Source organism: Rhodococcus sp. NCIMB 12038 (genome assembly GCF_002165735.1).
GTDB lineage: Bacteria > Actinomycetota > Actinomycetes > Mycobacteriales > Mycobacteriaceae > Rhodococcus_F.
Map to the genome: position 1 here is coordinate 38,105 of NZ_NHML01000029.1, position 17,611 is coordinate 55,715.

The following is a 17,611-nucleotide window of genomic DNA, read 5'->3' on the forward strand; positions in this document are numbered from 1 at the left end:
GATCCGGTTCAGCTCTATTTCGCCCCGCTCGTCTCATCCTGCCCGACAAGGATCACGACACTTCGCCGAGACGATCCCTCTGCCAAGGCACGCATCGCGACGTCGATCTCTCCGACACGGAACTCTCGGGGTTCTGGGACTGACAGGGCGCCGGTGTCGACAAGCGCCAGCAGCTCGCCGAGAGCGGCTCGGAGCCTGTCTGGGCTACGAGTCCAATAGTCGGTCGATTGAAGGCCGGCCACCGAGACATTCTTCACGAGGAGATGTCCGGGCTTGATGGGTTCGGGTGCGCCCGCTGCGAACCCCACGATTACGATCCTGCCCTCCCAGGCCGTGGCGCGAACGAGTTGACTCAGCAACCGTCCACCGACCACATCGATGACGACATCGACGCCGCGACCACCGGTCACGCGCTTCACCGCATCGACGACCGTCTCCCCGTCCGCTTCCACCACGTTGTCGACGCACTCGCGTAGTTCCGGACGAGCCTTTTCTGCGTCGCGGGAGACAGCCACGACCGTCGCCCCCATAGCCTTGGCGAGTTGGGCGCAGGCGCGGCCGACGCCACCTCGCGCACCGGTGACCAGCACGGTCTCACCTGCGCGTACACCTGCTCGAAAATGTAAGGCCGCGTATGCGGTGAAGTACGCGATTCCGAACGTCGCGGCCGCGGAGTAGGTCATCGAATCCGGGATCCGTGCGACCTGCGCCCCAGGCACCACTGCGGCGCCGGCAATCGCTCCCTGGGCCATCACGGCGAGAACCCTGTCCCCGGGGGCGACGTGGCTGACCGCGTCGCCCACCTCGATCACCAGTCCTGCCGCCTCCATTCCCGGGACGAAGGGAAGCTCAGGCCGAACCTGGTACTCACCCTTCATCATCAGCAGGTCAGCAACGTGGAGAGCCGCTGCTCGGGGTGCCACCACCACATCGTGGGGTCCCCATGTTGGAGAAGGGACCTCGTCCACTGCGACGATCGGGGTTTCCTGATAGCGGTGGACTCGAAGGGCCGTGACACCTGATCGACTCGACGCGGTCATGCGTACTCCGTCCTTCCGTGACGACCCGAGGACAATTCAATCCGGCTACCCCGCATGAGCTGGGTGATGGTGTCCACCGGACGACCGGATTGCAGGACCGTGGACACTGCGGTGTGTCCGAATACCCCTCGATGGTCGTATATTTCGGCCGTACCTACCGAAATGGCACCCCCTCCGACTCGACCCGTCGCAGACAGGCCCAGGGACTGCCCATCGGGGAATCTGGCCAGGGTGAGCGTGACGTCGGCGTTGATGTGGCGGACGCCGCCGGCACCCCAGTGGGTGACGAGATTGGTCAGGTCCGCGGCGGTGGCGGAAGCTTGGAACGGCGATACGCTCTCGCGCTCCACGACCGGGATGCTCCTGCACCAGAGTTGTTTTCGCTCCGAGTCTTGGTGAGCGGCCGCGTCGGCGCTCCATCCATGCTCCTCGCTGAAGAACAGGCGTCCCTCGTCGGTGGCCGGCCGCAGGCCGGCGGGTGGCATGCTCGGGGACCGATCGGGCGACCAGGGTGGATCGGCGACCACCCGCTGGGTCGTCGGCAGAAACAGCGTGCGAGCGCGCGCCATGACGTGACCGTTCTGAAGGAATTCACTGTCCACGAGCAGCAACCGACCGCCCTCGCGGACGACGGTCGACCTGGTCGACACCGGCGCCATCGTCGCCGCCCTCTGAAGATCAGCAGTAAACCTGACCGGTCGGAGGTCCCGGCGCGCTCGGCCCTCATTCTCCGCCGATCGCGCCAGGGCGCCGGTGACGGCACTGCCCCGCATGTGTTCGCTGCCCCACCCGCTCAGTGCCACCGGCAAGGGCGTCAGCTTCTCGAATTCCGCACCGGGGCAACGACGGAAGTATCCCGACACGCCCACGTTCGTCGTCACGTCATCACATCTCACTCGTGTCCCCCCTCCGATTTGAGCACACGCTTGAGGAGCTTGCCGGAAGCGTTCTTCGGTAGTGCGTCGAGTGCGATATACAAGCGCGGCTTCTTGTAGCCGGCGAGCTTCTCCCGGCACAGGGCATCGAGTTCGTCTGTCGGGATCGGAATCTTGTCCCTGGTCACGACATACGCGGTGACGATCTCGCCCCACTTGGGGTCGGGACGACCGATGACGGCGGCTTCGACGACGTCCGGATGCTTGACGAGTACATCCTCGATCTCGGTGGGAAAGATGTTCACTCCGCCCGAGATGATCATGTCCTTGGCCCGGTCGACCACATAGAGGTAACCCTCTTCGTCGAACCGGCCGAGGTCCCCGCTCGAGATCCAATCCCCGAGGAACTGGTCCTCGGTGGCCCCCGGGTTCTTGTAGTACCGCACTCCCAGCCCCGGTCCCCGCTTGTAGATCTGCCCCACCGTTCCCACGGGGACGTCCTCACCGCTGGGATCGAGGATCCGCAATTCGCATCCGAAATACGGCAGGCCCGCCGAGCGCTCCTTGCGGAGCTGGTCCTCCGGCTTGAGGATGCTGAAGAAGCCCGCCTCCGTCGAGCCGTAGAGCTCGTAGAGTCCCGCAGCGGGGAAGTACTCGAGCAGACGCTCCTTGGTCGCGGTGAGCAGGGGCGATCCGGCCGACATCAGCCGGCGTACCGACCCGATGTCGAACGACGCCCGGTCGGGCACCTCGAGGAGCATCTCGAACATCGTCGGGACCATGGGGATGAACGACACCTGTTCACGTTCGATGGTCTGCAGGAGTTCGCGTGCGTTGAATTCCCGGAGCATGACGATCGTTCCGCCGACCATGAGCTGCTGGAGCCCCCAGGTGAACCCGAGGCCGTGGTAGAAGGGCCCGGCGAGGACGGTGACGTCGTGTGCGCGGTTGCCTACCTCGACGGTGATGTCGTACCACCCCTGCCGGGCGATCCGCTGCGGGATCTCACAGACCTTGGGAGGGCCGCTGGTACCTCCGGTGAATGCCAGGTGATAGACGTCCCATTCATCCATGTCCAGATACTCGACGTCCGTCGACGATCCGGCGAGCACTGTCTCGTAGTCGATATAGCCGGATGACTCGTCCTTCCCCGCGACGAGGAGGACGTGGTCGGCGGGAATGTGCGGCAGAGTCTCGTGGGCGGCGGCGAACGTGCCGGTGAGATATCCGTCCACGATGACCACCTCGGCATCGCTGTGACGGACCGCGTACTCGATCTCCCCCGGCGTGAACCGATAGCTGATCGGTACGACGGCCGCACCCAGCCCGGCAACCGCATAGACGATCTCGACGTACTGCGCACGATTGGTGAGAATCACCGCCACCTTCGTGCCCTTGTGTACGCCCAGTCTCGCCAGCCCGTTGGCCAGTCTCGCCGTACGCTCGCTCACGTCCGACCAGGTGAGGCGGGTTTCGCCTTCGACGATCGCAGTCTTGTGGCGGAGCAGGTGCGACTGGGCGTGCAGGTGCGGAATCTGCCCGATGGTGAGTTGCTCCCCGTAGGTGACCATCGTCGTCCTTTCAATGCTTCCTGAAGATCATGACACCGAGCCCCTCAGAGGGCGGAGAATCGGCGCTGCCCGTCGGTCAGCACCATCCGCCCGAAATTGAGGCCGGGAAAGTGCGCCCCGGCGACCAGATCCCCACTGGCGGCGAGCTCGTCGGCGAGCCGGTTGCGGGTCTGGGAGGCGAGCTCGGGATCCTCGTCGAAGATGGCCCGCCAGTCCGGTTCCTCGAGCTCGACGGTCGAATGCACGACGTCACCCAGGAGATACCCCCGCCGGCTCTCACCCGAGACGACGAACACGGTCGAACCGGGTGTGTGTCCGGGGCTGTGCAGAGCGTCCACGCCCGGGGCCAGGGTGATGTCCTGGTCGAACAGCTCGAGCTGGTCGGCGATGGGCGAGAGCTTGCGCACGGCACCGGGGCTGGCGTCCGGAGCGTCGACGAAGTGTTCCCAGTCGAGGCGATGCGCACGATAGGTGGCACCCGGAAAGACGACCTGCCCCTTCTGGGTCGTCCAACCCACGTGATCGAAGTGCAGGTGGGTGAGCAGGACGTCCGTCACCTCTTCGGGCGCCACCCCGTGGGCGCGCAGGGAGTCGAGGAACTTGCCGCCGGTGTACCGGCCCCCGTGTCCGAGCAACTTGTCATCGATGGTGCCCACTCCGGTGTCGACGACAACGACGCGCTCACCGGTCCGGATGAGGAAGCCGCCGATGTCGAAGTCGAGAACACCCTGCTCGTCGAGGGCTTCTGCCTTACTCGACCAGGGGTCGTCGACGCCCGGCCGGGTGAGGATGTGGTTCGGGTCCTCGCGGCCGATCCCGTCGAGAACGGGCAGGACTTCAATGTCTCCGAAGTGCATTTTCCAATACCTTTCTTGCACAGTAATTCCGGCAGCGTTCAGTGGAACGGGCCGGACCGATGTCAGGAAGCCGAGCCCGCGATGGATGCGTAGGTGTCGCGCAGTTCGCGCTTGAGGATCTTTCCGGCGGGGCTCACAGGCAGTGCGTCGACGAACGCGTAGTGGCGGGGGCACTTGTACTTGGCCAGCCGCGCGGCGACCATGTCCCGGACGGAGGACTCGAGTTCGTCCACCGGGCCGGAGTCCGCGGCGGGGACGATGACCGCGCAGCCCACCTCCAGGTACTTGCTGTCGGGGACACCCACTACGGCGACGGCAGCGACACCCGGATGATGGGCGAGCGCCGCCTCGATCTCCGCGGGATAGATGTTCTCGCCGCCGCTGCGGATCATGTCCTTGCTGCGACCGCTGACCAGCAGGAAGCCGTCCTCACTGATCTGCCCGAGGTCACCGGTCCGACACCAGCCGTCGACGAACGTCGCCTTCGTGGCTTCCGGTCGATTCCAGTACAGCCCGGAAATGGCGGGCGACCTGACCCAGATCTCCCCCACTTCACCGGCTGCGGCGTCGATGTCGTCGGATGCCACCACGCGAATCTCGGTGAGGGGCAGCGGACGGCCGGCGGTGTGGGCGTGGCTCCGGCTGAACTCCTGCACGAGGACTGCGGACTGTCCGCCGCCCTCGGTGAGGCCGAATCCCTTGTTGAGAACCACGTGTGGCAGGTGTTCGCTCAACGCGTCGATCGCCCACGCTTGCAACGGATCACCGCCGGACATGATGAGCTCGAGGGTGTCGAGTTTACGGAGGTCGCCGGCTCCCAGCGCGATCAGGTCGTAGATGAGGAACGGGTAGAGTAGCGCGTGGGTGACCTGCGCGCCCTCGATGGTGCCCGCGATGCGCTCAGCGGACATCCCGCCGCTGGACATGATCACGGCCTTCCCGTAGACCATGAGCGCCGGCAGGGTGAAGCACTCGAAGGCGCCGGCGTGGTAGAGCGGACCGGTCGTCAATGTCACGGTCTCAGAGGTGAAGCCCCACTGCATGGCCTGGATGGTGGCGAACCACATGACATTGTCATGGGTCCACACCGAACCCTTCGGTCGGCCGGTCGTTCCGGAGGTGTACATGATCATGACCGGATCATTTCCGGCCGGTCGCGGAAGATCGTCGACACCGTGATCGGGGCAGGTGAGGTCGGGTTCCATGGCCCATTCGGGTACCGGAGTTTCGTCGTCCTCGAGGCAGAACCAGGTCCGGACCGAGAGATCACCGCGAACCGGCTCCAGCTGGTCACTGCGGCTGGAGTGAAAGAAGACCACCTCGCTCCCCGAGTCCTCGATGAGGAAGGACAGTTCCGCGGGAGCGAGCCGGAAGTTCAGGCGGACCGCGATCGCGCCGATGCGGGCGATCGCGAAGTACAGGGCGACGTAATCGAGGGAGTTCAGCAGGATGATTCCGACCCGGTCGCCCTTGACGACCCCGGCGTCCCTGAGCGCTGTCACGTAGCAATCGCGGCGGGCGCGGAGATCGGCGTAGGTCCACCATGTTGTTCCGTCGATCGACACCGCGGGGGCGCTCCTGTCGCCCCGCGGCAGCGCCCGGAAAGGTGAATCCACGATGTGGTTGATGTCCATGGGAACTCCTACGGTCCTACGTTACCGGCGGTCACAATAACGGCGGGGGTCGACCGAGTGGACTGGGAACGATCAGGTTGCGCGATCCGGACAACAGCGTCGACCGCGAACACACCCTGCCCTTCGGCACACACCATCACCGGGTTCGCTTCGAGTTCGACCACACCGGAGTCGACCAGATCGGCGGCGCGCGACACTGCGACCACGGCGTCACGCAACGCCGTGAGGTCCCCCTTGGGGAGGCCACGGAATCCGGTAAGGGCACGGAACGCGGTCACCTCGTCGATCATCTCCTGGGCCGTGGCCGGATCGACGGGTGCGAGACGGACGCTGCGGTCCTGGTGGAGTTCGGCCAGCACTCCGCCCGCGGCGAGAAGCACGATCGGGCCGACATCCGGGTCGACCCGGAATCCGATGAGGGCCTCGCCGAGTCCTCGGATCATCTGCTGCACGAGAATCTGGTCGGTCGGCACGGTGGGGTCGGTTCGCCGCACCGACGAGACGATGGTGTCGACGGCGGACGTCAACCCGGCGGTGTCCTCGACTCCGAGAACGACACCACCCAGGTCCGATTTGTGAGCCAGTCCGGCCGCATGAATCTTCACCGCGGCGGGTGTGGCCACCGGGATCTCGTCGAAGGGTCCTGCCGTGTCGAGAACCGCGAACGGGGCGTGTGGGATACCCAAGTCGGTGAACACCCCGTACGAGGATTGCTCGTCGAGGACGTTCGTCGTCGTCGGTGCCGGAAGGGGAGAGAGTGCCGCCAGCCGGGGTGCCCTGGAAGCGAATACCGAGACGATCGCGTCGGCACAGGACTCCGGGGACCGGAAGGCGCTGATCCTGCAGTCACGAAGCATGCGTAGCGCATCCGGCGCGGAGGGTACGACGAACGCAACGAGGGCCTTGTCGCCTCCTGCAGCGTCGACGATCGGCTTGACGGCGTGCTCCGGATGGAAGCGGGCAGACGAACCCGGGACCGCCACGACGGCATCGAACTCGGGGGCTGCGAGCAGGATGTCGAGTGCGGACTTCATCACCTCGTACCGAGTTCCCGCCAGGGTGAGGTCGACGAGGGTGCCACCACCTGCATCGATTCCGGCATCGGCGAGCCGGGCTCGGGTCTGTTCGCTCGGCCGGGCCGGTTCGGCGCCGGCCATCGCCAGGCAGTCCACCATCATCGCCCCGCCGCCGCCGGTGGTGGACACGACGGCCACCCGCGGAGCCGAGCGCGCCGCTGCGAGGGTCCGGGCGCGGCGGGCCAGGGGGTGCGCCTCGAGGAGCGCGTCGAAGGTGCGCACGCGGGTGATGCCGAGGTCGCGGAGCGCCGCATCGGCTACCGCATCATCTCCCGCGAGGGCGCCGGTGTGGGAGACAGCCAGTTCGGCGGCCGCATCCGAGCGCCCGAGCTTGTATGCCAGCACCGGCTTCCCGCGGTCGGCGGCCGCCCGCGCGAAGGCTGCGAGATCGCCCGCGTGGCTGAGGTTCTCGAGGAAGAGGATGTAGCTCGTCACCTCGGGGTCGTCGACCGAAGCGAGGCACACTTCGCCCAACGACAGGTCGATTTCGGAGCCGGTGGAGACCATGGAGTGGAAGGCTATCCCCGCGTCCTTGCCGCGTGAGGCCAACGCACCTATGGCACTACCCGACTGGGATGCGACGAAGATCCCCCCACCCATCGGCAACGGCTCGGAAAACGCGGCATTCGCGGTCAGGACGAGTCGCTGGGAAGTGCTGACCACTCCGAGACTGCTGGGGCCCAGGACACGGGTCCGCCCGGCGGCGGCAACCTCCTCGAGCGACGTCATCCGCCGGCGGGCATCCGCCGAACCACCCACGAAACCGTCGGCCATGATCGTCACCACCGGAACGCCGATCCGGGAGCACTCACGCGCGGCCTCGATCGCCGGATCCGCGCCGGTGAGCACGAAGACGTGGTCCGGGACGGCGGGCAGATCGGTCAGGCTGTCATACGCCCTGCGACCCGCGACGGTATCGCGGTTCGGGTTGACGACGTAGACGGTGCCTGGCCAGTCGCTGTCGGCAAGATTGCGGAGAGGGCGCGAGGTGGTCTTGGCCGGATCGTCGGAGGCTCCCACGATCGCGACGGTCTGCGGCTGCATGAGTGCGTGGTAGAGGCGTTCGCCGGCATCGGGACTCATCGCGTGCCCGCCCTCTGGCTGAACCGGCGATCGAAGACGGTCTCCGCGATCCGGTTCTTCAGGATCTCGGTGGAACCACCGGCGATCTTCCAGCCACGGGTACGCCGGAAGCAGTATTCGACCAGTGATTCTTCGCTGAACCCGATACCACCCATCGCCTGAACGGCGAGGTCTGCGGCACCGAATCCGGCTTCGTTGGCCGCGTACTTCGCGACAGCGGTGTCGTAGGCGGTCGGAAGGTCACCGTCGCCGACGGCGGCAGCACGGTGCAGGAGCAGTTGAGCGGACTCCAGGGCGACCGCGCGCTCTGCGAACATCCACTGCAGCCCTTGAAATTCGGCGAGGGGACGGCCGAACTGTTCGCGCTCGGTGACATGCCGCACGGCGGTATCGAAGGCATAGCGTCCGACAGCCAGCGATCGGGAGGCGTTCCCGAGCCGCTCGACGTTGAATCCTGTGATCTGCCGTTTGAAGCCGCCCTCGCCGAGAAGGACCTGAGAGTCCGGAACGAAGCAGTCCTCGAAGTACAGCTGGCACCAATGCTCACCGTTCATGAACATCGACGGTTCCCCGACGGTCAGACCGGGAGTGCCTGCGTCGATGAGCACCGAGCCGATGCCCCCCACCCCCGGGCCGAATCGCACGTACACCAGGTACACCGAGGCATCCGCACTGTGGGTCCCGAACACCTTGGTGCCGTTGATGACGAACCCGTCGTCCTTACGGACTGCGGTTGTCTGCAGGTCCGTCACCGCCGACCCTGCCTCGGGCTCGGTCATGCTCAGTCCGATGACCGACTTCCCGGCCAGCAGATTCGGCAGGTACTTCTCGCGCTGCTCGGGCGCCGCGTACTCGGCGAAGGTCCGGATCGCGCCGAAGTTGCCGGCCTGGATGACGTCCGCCGATCGCGGGCAGTGCGCTGCGACAGCTTGGATGGCGACGACAGCGGCGAGCAGCGAGGCGCCTTGTCCGCCCTTGTCCTCGGGGATGGTCAGTCCGAGCAGCCCTTGCTGCCCCATCTGCGCGGCGACGTCCCAGGGAAATTCGGGAGCGTGCGCCCTGGCGAGGGCACCCGGCGCGAGCGTCTTGGCTGCGAACGCCGAGACGGAGGCGCGGAAGTCCTCGATGTCATCGGGAAGGCGGAAGTCCACGGCGAAATCTCCTGTGTTGTGCGGTGAGTCAGTGCTGTGCGGGTGCGGGGTGGGGCGTGGGCTGTCGGTGCAGCGCGACCATCCCGTCGGGAAGATCGCCGGAGACCGTGCCGAACCGTTCCATGACGGCGGGGTCGTGGCCCGGCACCACATGATCGGGTCCGTCGGCGAGTTGCAGGACGGTGTCGAAGGCGTCGAGCATCGCGGGTACGTCGACGATCGCCGGGAACGGGTTCCGTAGTTCGAGGTTTGCGTAGTAGTGGAGCGCGTCGGAGGCGAGCACGACCCACCCGCGTTCGGTGCGCACCCGAACCACCTGCAGGCCGGGGGTGTGTCCGCCGACCGGGTGCAGTTCGACTCCGTCGGTCACTACGTGGCGACCGTCGATCTGGCGGACTCGGCCGTCGAAGGTTCGGCGCACGATGTCGCATACGTCGTCCACGTCGAAGAAGTGAGATAATTGCCGGTGCCGCATGCTGTTGCCGGTCGCGTACGCGACCTCGGCACCCTGGATCCAGATGTCAGCGCCGGGGAAGTCTCCGAGATTGCCGGCATGGTCGTAGTGCAGGTGCGTGACGACGATGTCGGTGACCTCGTCGGGCGCGATTCCCAACTCGCGCAGAGCGTCCGCCGGGCGACGCTCCAGCACTCGACCGCGACGCTCTCCGGCTTCAGGGCTGAAGCCGGTGTCCACCAGGATGATCCGATCCTCGTTGCGGACGACCCAGATGTCGAAGTCGAGCCGCATCGCGCCCGCGAGGTGCGGGTCGCCGAGGAAGTTGTCCCGGGCGACCCGGTCGACATGCCCGAGCCGGATCGCGACGACGTCGAAGGTCGCGCTCATTTCCGCGTGCCCCCTTCGATGAGCTTGACCATTACGGGGTAGTACTCGTCGCGGTAGCCGGCGTCGCGGGTGGCCTCCAACAGTTTCATGGTCTGATCCGCAGAGGCGGTGGGGACGCCCTCGTCGCGGGCGAGCTGGAGCGCCAGGTTCAGATCCTTGATGGCGTACACGGTCGGGAACGTCTTGACCGGGAAGCTGTCGACGGCGAGGGTACTCAGCGCCGACTTGCGCAGGACGAAGCTGTCCGCAGATCCGAGGGTGAGCGTCTCGAACAGCAACTTCGGGTCCACCCCTGCCGCGGTACCGATGGCACGGGCCTCCGCGAGCGCGTTGACGGTCTGGAAGACCACCATGTTGTTGAGGATCTTGATGACCTGCCCGCTGCCGAGTGCGCCGGCATGGACGATGTCGGATCCCATGCAGGACAACAGCTGTTGCAGGTCGGTGAACCGTTCCGGCGTGGCGCCGACGGTGATCAGCAGGGTGCCGTCCTTGGCGGCCTGCCGCAACCGGGCCACCGGCGCGTCGACCAATTCGACGCCGTCCTTGTCCACGAGCGCCCCGAGCGCACGCGTCCGGGTCACATCGCTCGTGCTCATGTCGACGATGATCTTCGGTGGGTTGGTTGCGGACAGGAGTTCCGCTGCGACGGCTTCCACCTGGACGATGCTGGGGAGCGAGAGGAAGACGATGTCGGCCTGCTCGGCGACGTCGACCACGCTCGCGCCCCGCTTCGCGCCGGCGTCGACCACTCGGTCCAGCGACTCGGTGCTCAGATCGAAGGCGATCATCTCGTGGCCCGATCGGGTCACCAAGTTGATACTCATCGGGCCTCCCATGACGCCGAGTCCGACGAATCCGAGAGTGCGCTTGCTGCTCATGTTGGTTTCCTTCCCTACGATCTTTTCGTCGCGTCTCGCCGCTCAGTCGAGCGCGACGATCACGCTCTTGACCTGCGTGTAGCCGAGCAGTGCCTCGGTGCCCTTTTCCCGGCCGATGCCGCTGGCCTTGTATCCGCCGAACGGGATCTCGACGCCCGCCCCGGCATAGCGGTTGATCTGCACCTGGCCGGCCTGCAGTTCCCGGGCCACTCGATGTGCCCGGCCGATGTCGGAAGTGAAGACACCCGCCGACAGGCCGTACGGTGTGTCGTTCGCCTGCGCGATCGCCTCGCCGAGATCGTCGAATGCGATGACGGACTGCACCGGGCCGAACACTTCCTGCTGGGCGATCGCCATGTCGTTCGTCACGGACGCGACGAGGGTCGGCATCACGAAGAATCCCGTGTCCCGGCCGGTGGGACGGTGGCCGCCGACGATGATCTCCGCACCGTTCGCTCGGGCCTGTTCCACGATCCCGAGGACCCGGTCGCGTTGAGCAGCCGACACGAGCGGTCCGAGATCGGGATCGTCGGCACCGGGGCCGACGGACAGCCCTTGCATCTCGGCGGCGACCCGTTCGACGAATTCGTCGTGGACCCCGCGATGGACGAACAACCGCGTGGTGGCGAAACAAGATTGGCCCGAGTTCCGAATCACGGCAAGGGCTCCGGCCTTCGCAGCACGCCCGAGGTCGGCGTCGGCACAGACGATCGTGGGCGATTTTCCACCGAGCTCAAGATGGGCGCCGACGATTCGCTCCGCAGCCACACCTCCCACGCTCTGCCCCGATGCCACCGATCCGGTGAACGCGATGTGCCGGACCAGTTCGTGCCCGACCAGGGGGCTACCGACAGCAGGTCCGTCGCCGAGGACGATGTTGCACACCCCGGCCGGAAGACCGGCCTCGACCATGAGGATCGCGACGAGACTGGTCGTGAGTGGTGTCAGCTCGGACGGCTTGACGACCACCGTGTTCCCGGCGGCGAGACACGGTGCGACGCCGCGCATCATCTGGCTGAGCGGGGCATTCCAGGGGGTGATATGCGCGACGACGCCGTATGACTCGCGGACGGTGTAGGCGAAGGTGTCTGCCGCCTGCGGGATGGTCTCGCCGCCGAATTTGTCACACGCACCGGCGTAGTACTCGAGATAGCGCGCGGTGACGGCGACGTCGCCGCGTGCCTGGGAGATGGGCTTCCCGGTGTCGGCGGACTCGAGCGAGGCGAGGGATTCCGCGTGAGCGCGGACGGTGTCGGCGAGCCGAGCGAGCACGCGTCCGCGTTCGACCGGTGCGGTCGCGGCCCAGCCTCGCCACGCGTCGTGGGCGTTGCGGACGGCCTCGTCGACCTGCTGCGCCGTGGTCTGCGCGAACCGTGCGATGACCTGTTCGGTGGCCGGGTCGTGTACGTCGTGGATTGTCGCGTCGGTTGCTGCCGCCGTCCACTTCCCGCCGATGACGGCGGTCAGGACGTCGGGCAGAACCGTGGCCTCAGGCGAGCTCATGGGATGCATTCGGGGTGAAGTTCGGGGCGCGGTGCTCGCGATGGGAGGCAACGCCTTCGGCGACGTCGGGGCCGTTGAAGGCGAGGAACTCGAGGCCGAGGGATGCGTCGAAGATCGGCCCGGCCTGGCGGTACCAGCCGTTGATCGCCTGTTTGGTCCATCGGATGGCATCCTGTGCGCCGTCCGCGAGGTCTTTGGCGATGGTCGTGGCGGTGTCGAGCAGCCGCTCCTTGTCGACGGTGAGGGAGACCAGTCCCGCCCGCTCGGCGTCCTGCCCGGAAACCTCGCGGCAGGTCATCAGGAGGTATTTCGATTTCGCGATGCCGCACAGGAGCGGCCAGACGGCGGCGGCATGGTCTCCGGCGGCGACACCGAGTCGGGTGTGGCCGTCGATGATGCGTGCGTCTGTCGCGGCGACCGAGATGTCGGCCATCAGTGCGATGACGAGCCCGGCCCCGACGGCGGGTCCGTGGATGGCCGAGACGATGGGCTTCGAGCAACCGATGATGTTGTAGTACAGGTCTCGGGCCTCCTGCATGACGCGCATGTTGATCCTGTGGTCGGCGATCTGCGCCTCGACCATGTCGAAGCTGCCGCCTGCGGAGAACGCCTTGCCCACACCGTGCACGAGGACCACCCGGACCTGCGGGTCGCGGTCGATGACCTGCCAGATGAGGGCGAGTTCGCGGTGCTGGTCTTCGGTCACGGCGTTGAGGTTGGGCCCGTCGAAGACGAGCTCGAGCACGCCGGGGTGGTTGTTCTCGAACTTCAGGCTGGAGAACTGCTCATAAGTGGACAACATGGGGCGTTCCTTCGTGGCGGTGGGTCAGGAGGGCAGGCCCGCCGGAGCGGACCAGGTTGCGAGGACGTCGTCGACGGTTGCTCCCTCACGGGCAGACAGTCCCGGCCGGCGGGCCGGTGTTCGGTGCAGACGCGGTGAGGGCGCGGGATGGCAGATCCCGTGGACATCGACGTACACCCCGCGTTCGGCGTTGTGTGCGTCGCCGGCCGCCTCGGGGAAGTTCAGCACCGCCGTCACACAGGCATCGGTGCCGTCGAAAATCTCGGTCCACTCGGCCATCGAGCGGGACGCGACCCGTTCCTCGATCAATGCCCGCAGCGTCGGCCAGTTCGCCTCGTCGTCCCGGTCGGGCCACGCCGTGGTGTCCTCTCCGAGCCCGGAGAGGAACGAGAGGTAGAAATCCGCTTCGAGGGCGCCGACCGCGACGTACCGCCCGTCGGCGCAGCGGTAGGTGTCGTAGAACGGTGCCCCGTTGTCGATGTGATTGGTTCCGGGCTCGTCGGAGAACAGGCCTGCCGCACGCAGGCCCTGCATACGTGCGGTGAGCAGTGCCGCTCCGTCCACCATCGAGACGTCGACGACTTGACCCTCGCCCGACCGAGCGGACTCGAACAGGGCGCAGACGATTCCGTAGGCGCCGAGTGCGCCGCCGCCTGCGTAGTCGCCGAGGTAGTTCACCGCCGGACGCGGGCGTTCACCGGGATGCCCGAGGGTGTGCAGGACACCGGACTGGGCGATGTAGTTGATGTCGTGTCCGACAGCCTTCGCCAGGCGGCCCGTCTGGCCGTAGCCGGTGATCCGTGCGAACACAATCGCCGGATTGCGGTCGAGGACGACGTCCGGGCCGAGACCGAGCCGCTCGGCGACGCCGGGACGGTAGCCCTCCATGAAGATGTCCGCCGAGTCGACGAGGCGGAGCACGGATTCGATCCCGGCGGGACTCTTGAGATCGGCTTCGACGGAGGTGGTCCCCCGGTTGACCACGTCCCGGTCCGGGGACAGTCCCTTGGTCTGTCCGATCTCGCGCGCGGAGCGGTGCCGTGGGCGCGCGACGCGGACGACGTCGGCGCCCATGTCGGAGAGCAGCATCGAGATGAACGGGGTGGGCCCGAGTCCCTCCAGAACGACAACTCGTGTTCCGGAGAGGGCACCGCGCCGCGCGGACATCAGTACGACCTCGGCATCTTCAGAACGTTGTGCGAGACGAAGTTGAGCACCATCTCCTGTGAGAACGGCGCGTTCAACTGAAGGCGGCATTCCCGCCACAGCCGCTCGACGTGGTATTCCTTCGAGTACGCGTAGCCGCCCAGGGTCGACATCGCGCGATTGCAGGCTTCGAACCCCGCTTCGGCACCGAGGAATTTCGCTGCGGCGGCTTCCTTGCCGCATCGCTGTTGCGTGTCGAACAGGGTCGCCGCATGCATGGCCATCCGCTCAGCTGCCTCGAGGCGGATCCACGAGTCCGCCAGTGGATGCGCTACCGCCTGGTTCTTGCCGATGGGGCGATCGAACACGACTCGGTCCTTGGCGTACTGAACCGCGATATCCATTGCGGCACGACCGATTCCGATTTGTTCCATGGCGACAACGATTCGCTCGGGGTTGAGTCCGTCGATGAGGTACTGGAATCCCTTGCCGACTTCGCCGACGACCTCGTCGTCCCGGACCGGCAGGTCGTCGATGAACAGCTCGTTCGAGTCCAGCGCCGAACGGCCGCACTTCTCGATCTCCCGGATGGTGACGTGGTCCCGGTTGAGATCGGTGAAGAAGATCGTCATGCCGTCGAGCGGGTTGGCGTCATCGCGCGGTGAGGTGCGGGCGAGCAGCAGGATCTTGTCCGCGTTCTGCGCGTTGCTGATCCAGACCTTCTGACCGTTGACGACCCAGCCCCCGTCGACCTTCTTGGCCATGGTGCGGATGCGGGAGGTGTCGACGCCGGCGGTGGGTTCGGTGACGCCGAAGCACATGAGGATTTCGCCGCTGGCGATCTTCGGTAGCCACTGCTTCTTCATTTCCTCGGAGCCGAAGTTGATGATCGGCGCCGGGGGGAAGATCGAGAAGTGGATCGCCGACGCACCACTGTTCGCGGCACCGGAGGCGGAGATCTCGTAGAGCATCACGGCCGCCTCGGTCATCCCGAGCCCGAGTCCGCCGTATTCCTCGGGGATGATCAGGCCCAGCCAGCCACCGTCGGCGAACGCCTTGACGAACTCGCGAGGGTATTCGGCCTTCTTGTCCTTCTGCCGCCAGTATTCGAGATCGAAGCTGCGGGCCAGATCGCGTGTCGCCTTTCTGACGACGTCGACGGTGGTTTCCTCGGTGACGATGGTCATGGTGTTTCTCCTAATTCTGCAAAGAGGGAATGGCGGCGAGACTGTCCACGGAGTCGAGTGCGGCGAGATCGCCCGTCGGTTCTCCGAGATGCTGTGCGCGGATGACGCGGCGCATGATCTTGCCGTTCTTGGTCTTCGGCAGAGCCGACACAAGGTGGACGTCGGGGGCGAATGACCGCCCGACGTTGTGGACCGCCGTGGCGACGAGGTCGTCCTCGTCGGTCCCGGCGTCCCGCACGACGACAAAGGCAACGACCTTCTGGCCGCGGTGTTCGTCGGGTACCCCGATCACGGCGACCTCGACGATGCGAGGATCCTTGAGCAGGGCGGCCTCGAGCTCCGCGGGCCCGATTCGCCGGCCGGACACCTTCATCGTGTCGTCCGAACGGCCGTGGATCTTCCAGCTCCCGGACGGCGACACGCTTGCCAGGTCACCGTGAACCCAGACGTCGGGCCAGGTGTCCCAATAGGTCTTCAGATAGCGGTCGGTATCCCTCCAGAACGAGTGGGTCATTCCGGGCCAGGTGTTCATCACGGCCAGTTCCCCGATTTCGTCGAAGACCGGCGCACCGGCCGCGTCGAGGACGACGGCGTCCATACCCAGCATGGGGCCGTTGAACGACGCCTCGTCCGCGGCGAGGAACGGGTAGCAGACGATGATTCCGCCGGGGACCTCGGTTCCGCCGCTGTAGTTGATGACGGGGCGGGTGCCCTTGCCGACGTGGTCGAACAACCACCGCCAGGTGGGCTCGTCCCAGGCCTCACCGGTGGAGGCGAAGGAAACGAGGGTCGACAGGTCCTGCCCGATTTCCTCGTTCTGTGTGGCCGCCATGATCGCCCGTGCCGCGGTCGGAGCGATGCCCTGCAGGGTGACACCGTTGCGTTCGACGATTTCCCACAGCCGGTCCCGGCTCGGGTACGTCGGGACGCCTTCGGTCAGAACCAGGGTGGCGCCGTGCTGGAGAACTCCGATGAGGAGTACGCCGTACAGCATCCAGCCGATGTCGGCGATCCAGGCGACGACATCGCCCCGGTGGACGTCGAATCCGTAGGCCGCGTCGACACCGCACTTGGCGGCCAATCCGCCGTGTGAGTGGACGATGCCCTTCGGTGCGCCGGTGGTACCGGAGGTGTAGGCGATGACGACCGGGTCGTTGGGGTCGGTGTCCACGGTCGGGGTCGGCGCGGGGTCGGCCGGGAGTTCGTCCCAGTAGAGGTCGCGGCCGGCAGTCATCGGAGCCCCGTCGCCGAGATTGCGAACGACGATGACCGTGCGGATCGACGTCGTCTCCGCGAGGGCCTCGTCCGCGGTCTCCTTGAGGGGTATCCGCTTGCCGCGGCGGGTCGTCGCGTCCGCCGTCACGAGCACGACCGCCTCGGAGCTGCGGATGCGTGAGGCTACGGCCTCGGCGCCGTAGCCGGAGAACGCCGGGACCACGACCGCGCCGATCATGGCGGCAGCGAGGAAGGCCACCGCGGTCTCGGTGGCCACCGGGGTGAACAGCACGATCCGGTCGCCCTTGCCGACGCCGAGGTCGCGCAGGTTCGCCGCGAACCGGCGCACCTCACGGTCGAGTTCGGCGAAGGTGAGCGCCCGTCGAGTGCCGTTGTCGGCCTCGTAGACGATGGCGTCACGGTCGGCGAGGTCGCCCGCCGCGTGGCGGTGTGAACACAGGTGCGCCAGATTGATCCCGCCTCCGACGAACCACTTCGGAAGCGGTTTGCCGCCGGAGTCGTCGAGCACCGAGGTGAACGGGCGGCCGAACTCGATGTCGAGGTCGTCGATAACCGCCCGCCAGAACCACTCGGGATCGTCGATCGATGCGGTATGTAGTTCCTCCACCGACTCGTATCCCCACCGCTTCATCGCTGCGAGCAGCCGGTTCCGGGAGATGATCTCCTCGGTTGGGATCCAGGCGGGTGAGGAGGAGGTTCCGAAGACGCATTGCCCCTTCATGTGC

General features: G+C 66.5%; 14 protein-coding genes. All 14 read right to left on the reverse strand.

The window, feature by feature from the left end; translation table 11 throughout:
- Positions 1–14: 14 nt before the first annotated feature.
- Complete coding sequence (locus tag CA951_RS32880; RefSeq protein WP_087560859.1) at positions 15–1,040, reverse strand: NADPH:quinone oxidoreductase family protein; 1,026 nt, start codon at positions 1,038–1,040, stop codon at positions 15–17.
- The gene (locus CA951_RS32885; protein WP_087560860.1) at positions 1,037–1,921 is read right to left on the reverse strand and encodes an acyl-CoA thioesterase domain-containing protein; all 885 of its coding nucleotides are present in this window, start codon (positions 1,919–1,921) and stop codon (positions 1,037–1,039) included. The genes CA951_RS32880 and CA951_RS32885 overlap by 4 nt, the downstream gene beginning before the upstream one ends.
- Positions 1,922–1,932: 11 nt before the next feature.
- Positions 1,933–3,486: a class I adenylate-forming enzyme family protein gene (locus tag CA951_RS32890; RefSeq protein WP_087560861.1), complete on the reverse strand. Its 1,554-nt coding sequence runs from the start codon at positions 3,484–3,486 to the stop codon at positions 1,933–1,935.
- A 44-nt stretch (positions 3,487–3,530) separates the two neighbouring features.
- Positions 3,531–4,343 carry an MBL fold metallo-hydrolase gene (locus CA951_RS32895; protein WP_087560862.1) on the reverse strand — a complete coding sequence of 271 codons (813 nt, stop codon included), beginning with the start codon at positions 4,341–4,343 and terminating at the stop codon, positions 3,531–3,533.
- A 62-nt stretch (positions 4,344–4,405) separates the two neighbouring features.
- On the reverse strand, positions 4,406–5,977 hold the full coding sequence (locus CA951_RS32900; RefSeq protein WP_087560863.1) for a class I adenylate-forming enzyme family protein: 1,572 nt from the start codon (positions 5,975–5,977) through the stop codon (positions 4,406–4,408).
- 8 nt (positions 5,978–5,985) lie between these two features.
- A complete protein-coding gene (locus tag CA951_RS32905; protein WP_087560864.1) occupies positions 5,986–8,136 on the reverse strand; it encodes an acetate--CoA ligase family protein in 2,151 nt (716 codons plus the stop codon).
- Complete coding sequence (locus CA951_RS32910; RefSeq protein WP_179220397.1) at positions 8,133–9,287, reverse strand: acyl-CoA dehydrogenase family protein; 1,155 nt, start codon at positions 9,285–9,287, stop codon at positions 8,133–8,135. The genes CA951_RS32905 and CA951_RS32910 overlap by 4 nt, the downstream gene beginning before the upstream one ends.
- Before the next feature lie 28 nt (positions 9,288–9,315).
- Positions 9,316–10,131 carry an N-acyl homoserine lactonase family protein gene (locus tag CA951_RS44630; RefSeq protein ID WP_087560866.1) on the reverse strand — a complete coding sequence of 272 codons (816 nt, stop codon included), beginning with the start codon at positions 10,129–10,131 and terminating at the stop codon, positions 9,316–9,318.
- Entirely contained in the window at positions 10,128–11,012 is an 885-nt protein-coding gene (locus CA951_RS32920) for an NAD(P)-dependent oxidoreductase (protein WP_087560867.1), read from the reverse strand. Before CA951_RS32920 ends, CA951_RS44630 begins: the two co-directional genes overlap by 4 nt.
- 42 nt (positions 11,013–11,054) lie before the next feature.
- Positions 11,055–12,515, reverse strand: coding sequence for an aldehyde dehydrogenase (locus CA951_RS32925; protein WP_087560868.1), 1,461 nt, complete (start codon positions 12,513–12,515; stop codon positions 11,055–11,057).
- Positions 12,502–13,317, reverse strand: coding sequence for an enoyl-CoA hydratase/isomerase family protein (locus CA951_RS32930; protein WP_087560869.1), 816 nt, complete (start codon positions 13,315–13,317; stop codon positions 12,502–12,504). Before CA951_RS32930 ends, CA951_RS32925 begins: the two co-directional genes overlap by 14 nt.
- 24 nt (positions 13,318–13,341) lie before the next feature.
- The gene (locus CA951_RS32935; RefSeq protein WP_087560870.1) at positions 13,342–14,484 is read right to left on the reverse strand and encodes a CaiB/BaiF CoA-transferase family protein; all 1,143 of its coding nucleotides are present in this window, start codon (positions 14,482–14,484) and stop codon (positions 13,342–13,344) included.
- Positions 14,484–15,650, reverse strand: a complete 1,167-nt coding sequence (locus tag CA951_RS32940; protein WP_087560871.1) for an acyl-CoA dehydrogenase family protein — start codon at positions 15,648–15,650, stop codon at positions 14,484–14,486. Before CA951_RS32940 ends, CA951_RS32935 begins: the two co-directional genes overlap by 1 nt.
- A gap of 10 nt (positions 15,651–15,660) precedes the next feature.
- The gene (locus CA951_RS32945) at positions 15,661–17,607 is read right to left on the reverse strand and encodes an AMP-binding protein (RefSeq protein ID WP_087560872.1); all 1,947 of its coding nucleotides are present in this window, start codon (positions 17,605–17,607) and stop codon (positions 15,661–15,663) included.
- Positions 17,608–17,611 lie beyond the last annotated feature (4 nt).

What these genes read in the sequence shown, in the direction of transcription:
- CA951_RS32880 (WP_087560859.1), bottom strand. Translation starts at nt 1,040, where the DNA reads ATGACCGCGTCGAGTCGATCAGGTGTCACGGCCCTTCGAGTCCACCGC.
- CA951_RS32890 (WP_087560861.1), bottom strand. Translation starts at nt 3,486, where the DNA reads ATGGTCACCTACGGGGAGCAACTCACCATCGGGCAGATTCCGCACCTG.
- CA951_RS32895 (WP_087560862.1), bottom strand. Translation starts at nt 4,343, where the DNA reads ATGCACTTCGGAGACATTGAAGTCCTGCCCGTTCTCGACGGGATCGGC.
- CA951_RS32900 (WP_087560863.1), bottom strand. Translation starts at nt 5,977, where the DNA reads ATGGACATCAACCACATCGTGGATTCACCTTTCCGGGCGCTGCCGCGG.
- CA951_RS32905 (WP_087560864.1), bottom strand. Translation starts at nt 8,136, where the DNA reads ATGAGTCCCGATGCCGGCGAACGCCTCTACCACGCACTCATGCAGCCG.
- CA951_RS44630 (WP_087560866.1), bottom strand. Translation starts at nt 10,131, where the DNA reads ATGAGCGCGACCTTCGACGTCGTCGCGATCCGGCTCGGGCATGTCGAC.
- CA951_RS32920 (WP_087560867.1), bottom strand. Translation starts at nt 11,012, where the DNA reads ATGAGCAGCAAGCGCACTCTCGGATTCGTCGGACTCGGCGTCATGGGA.
- CA951_RS32925 (WP_087560868.1), bottom strand. Translation starts at nt 12,515, where the DNA reads ATGAGCTCGCCTGAGGCCACGGTTCTGCCCGACGTCCTGACCGCCGTC.
- CA951_RS32930 (WP_087560869.1), bottom strand. Translation starts at nt 13,317, where the DNA reads ATGTTGTCCACTTATGAGCAGTTCTCCAGCCTGAAGTTCGAGAACAAC.
- CA951_RS32935 (WP_087560870.1), bottom strand. Translation starts at nt 14,484, where the DNA reads ATGTCCGCGCGGCGCGGTGCCCTCTCCGGAACACGAGTTGTCGTTCTG.
- CA951_RS32940 (WP_087560871.1), bottom strand. Translation starts at nt 15,650, where the DNA reads ATGACCATCGTCACCGAGGAAACCACCGTCGACGTCGTCAGAAAGGCG.
- CA951_RS32945 (WP_087560872.1), bottom strand. Translation starts at nt 17,607, where the DNA reads ATGAAGGGGCAATGCGTCTTCGGAACCTCCTCCTCACCCGCCTGGATC.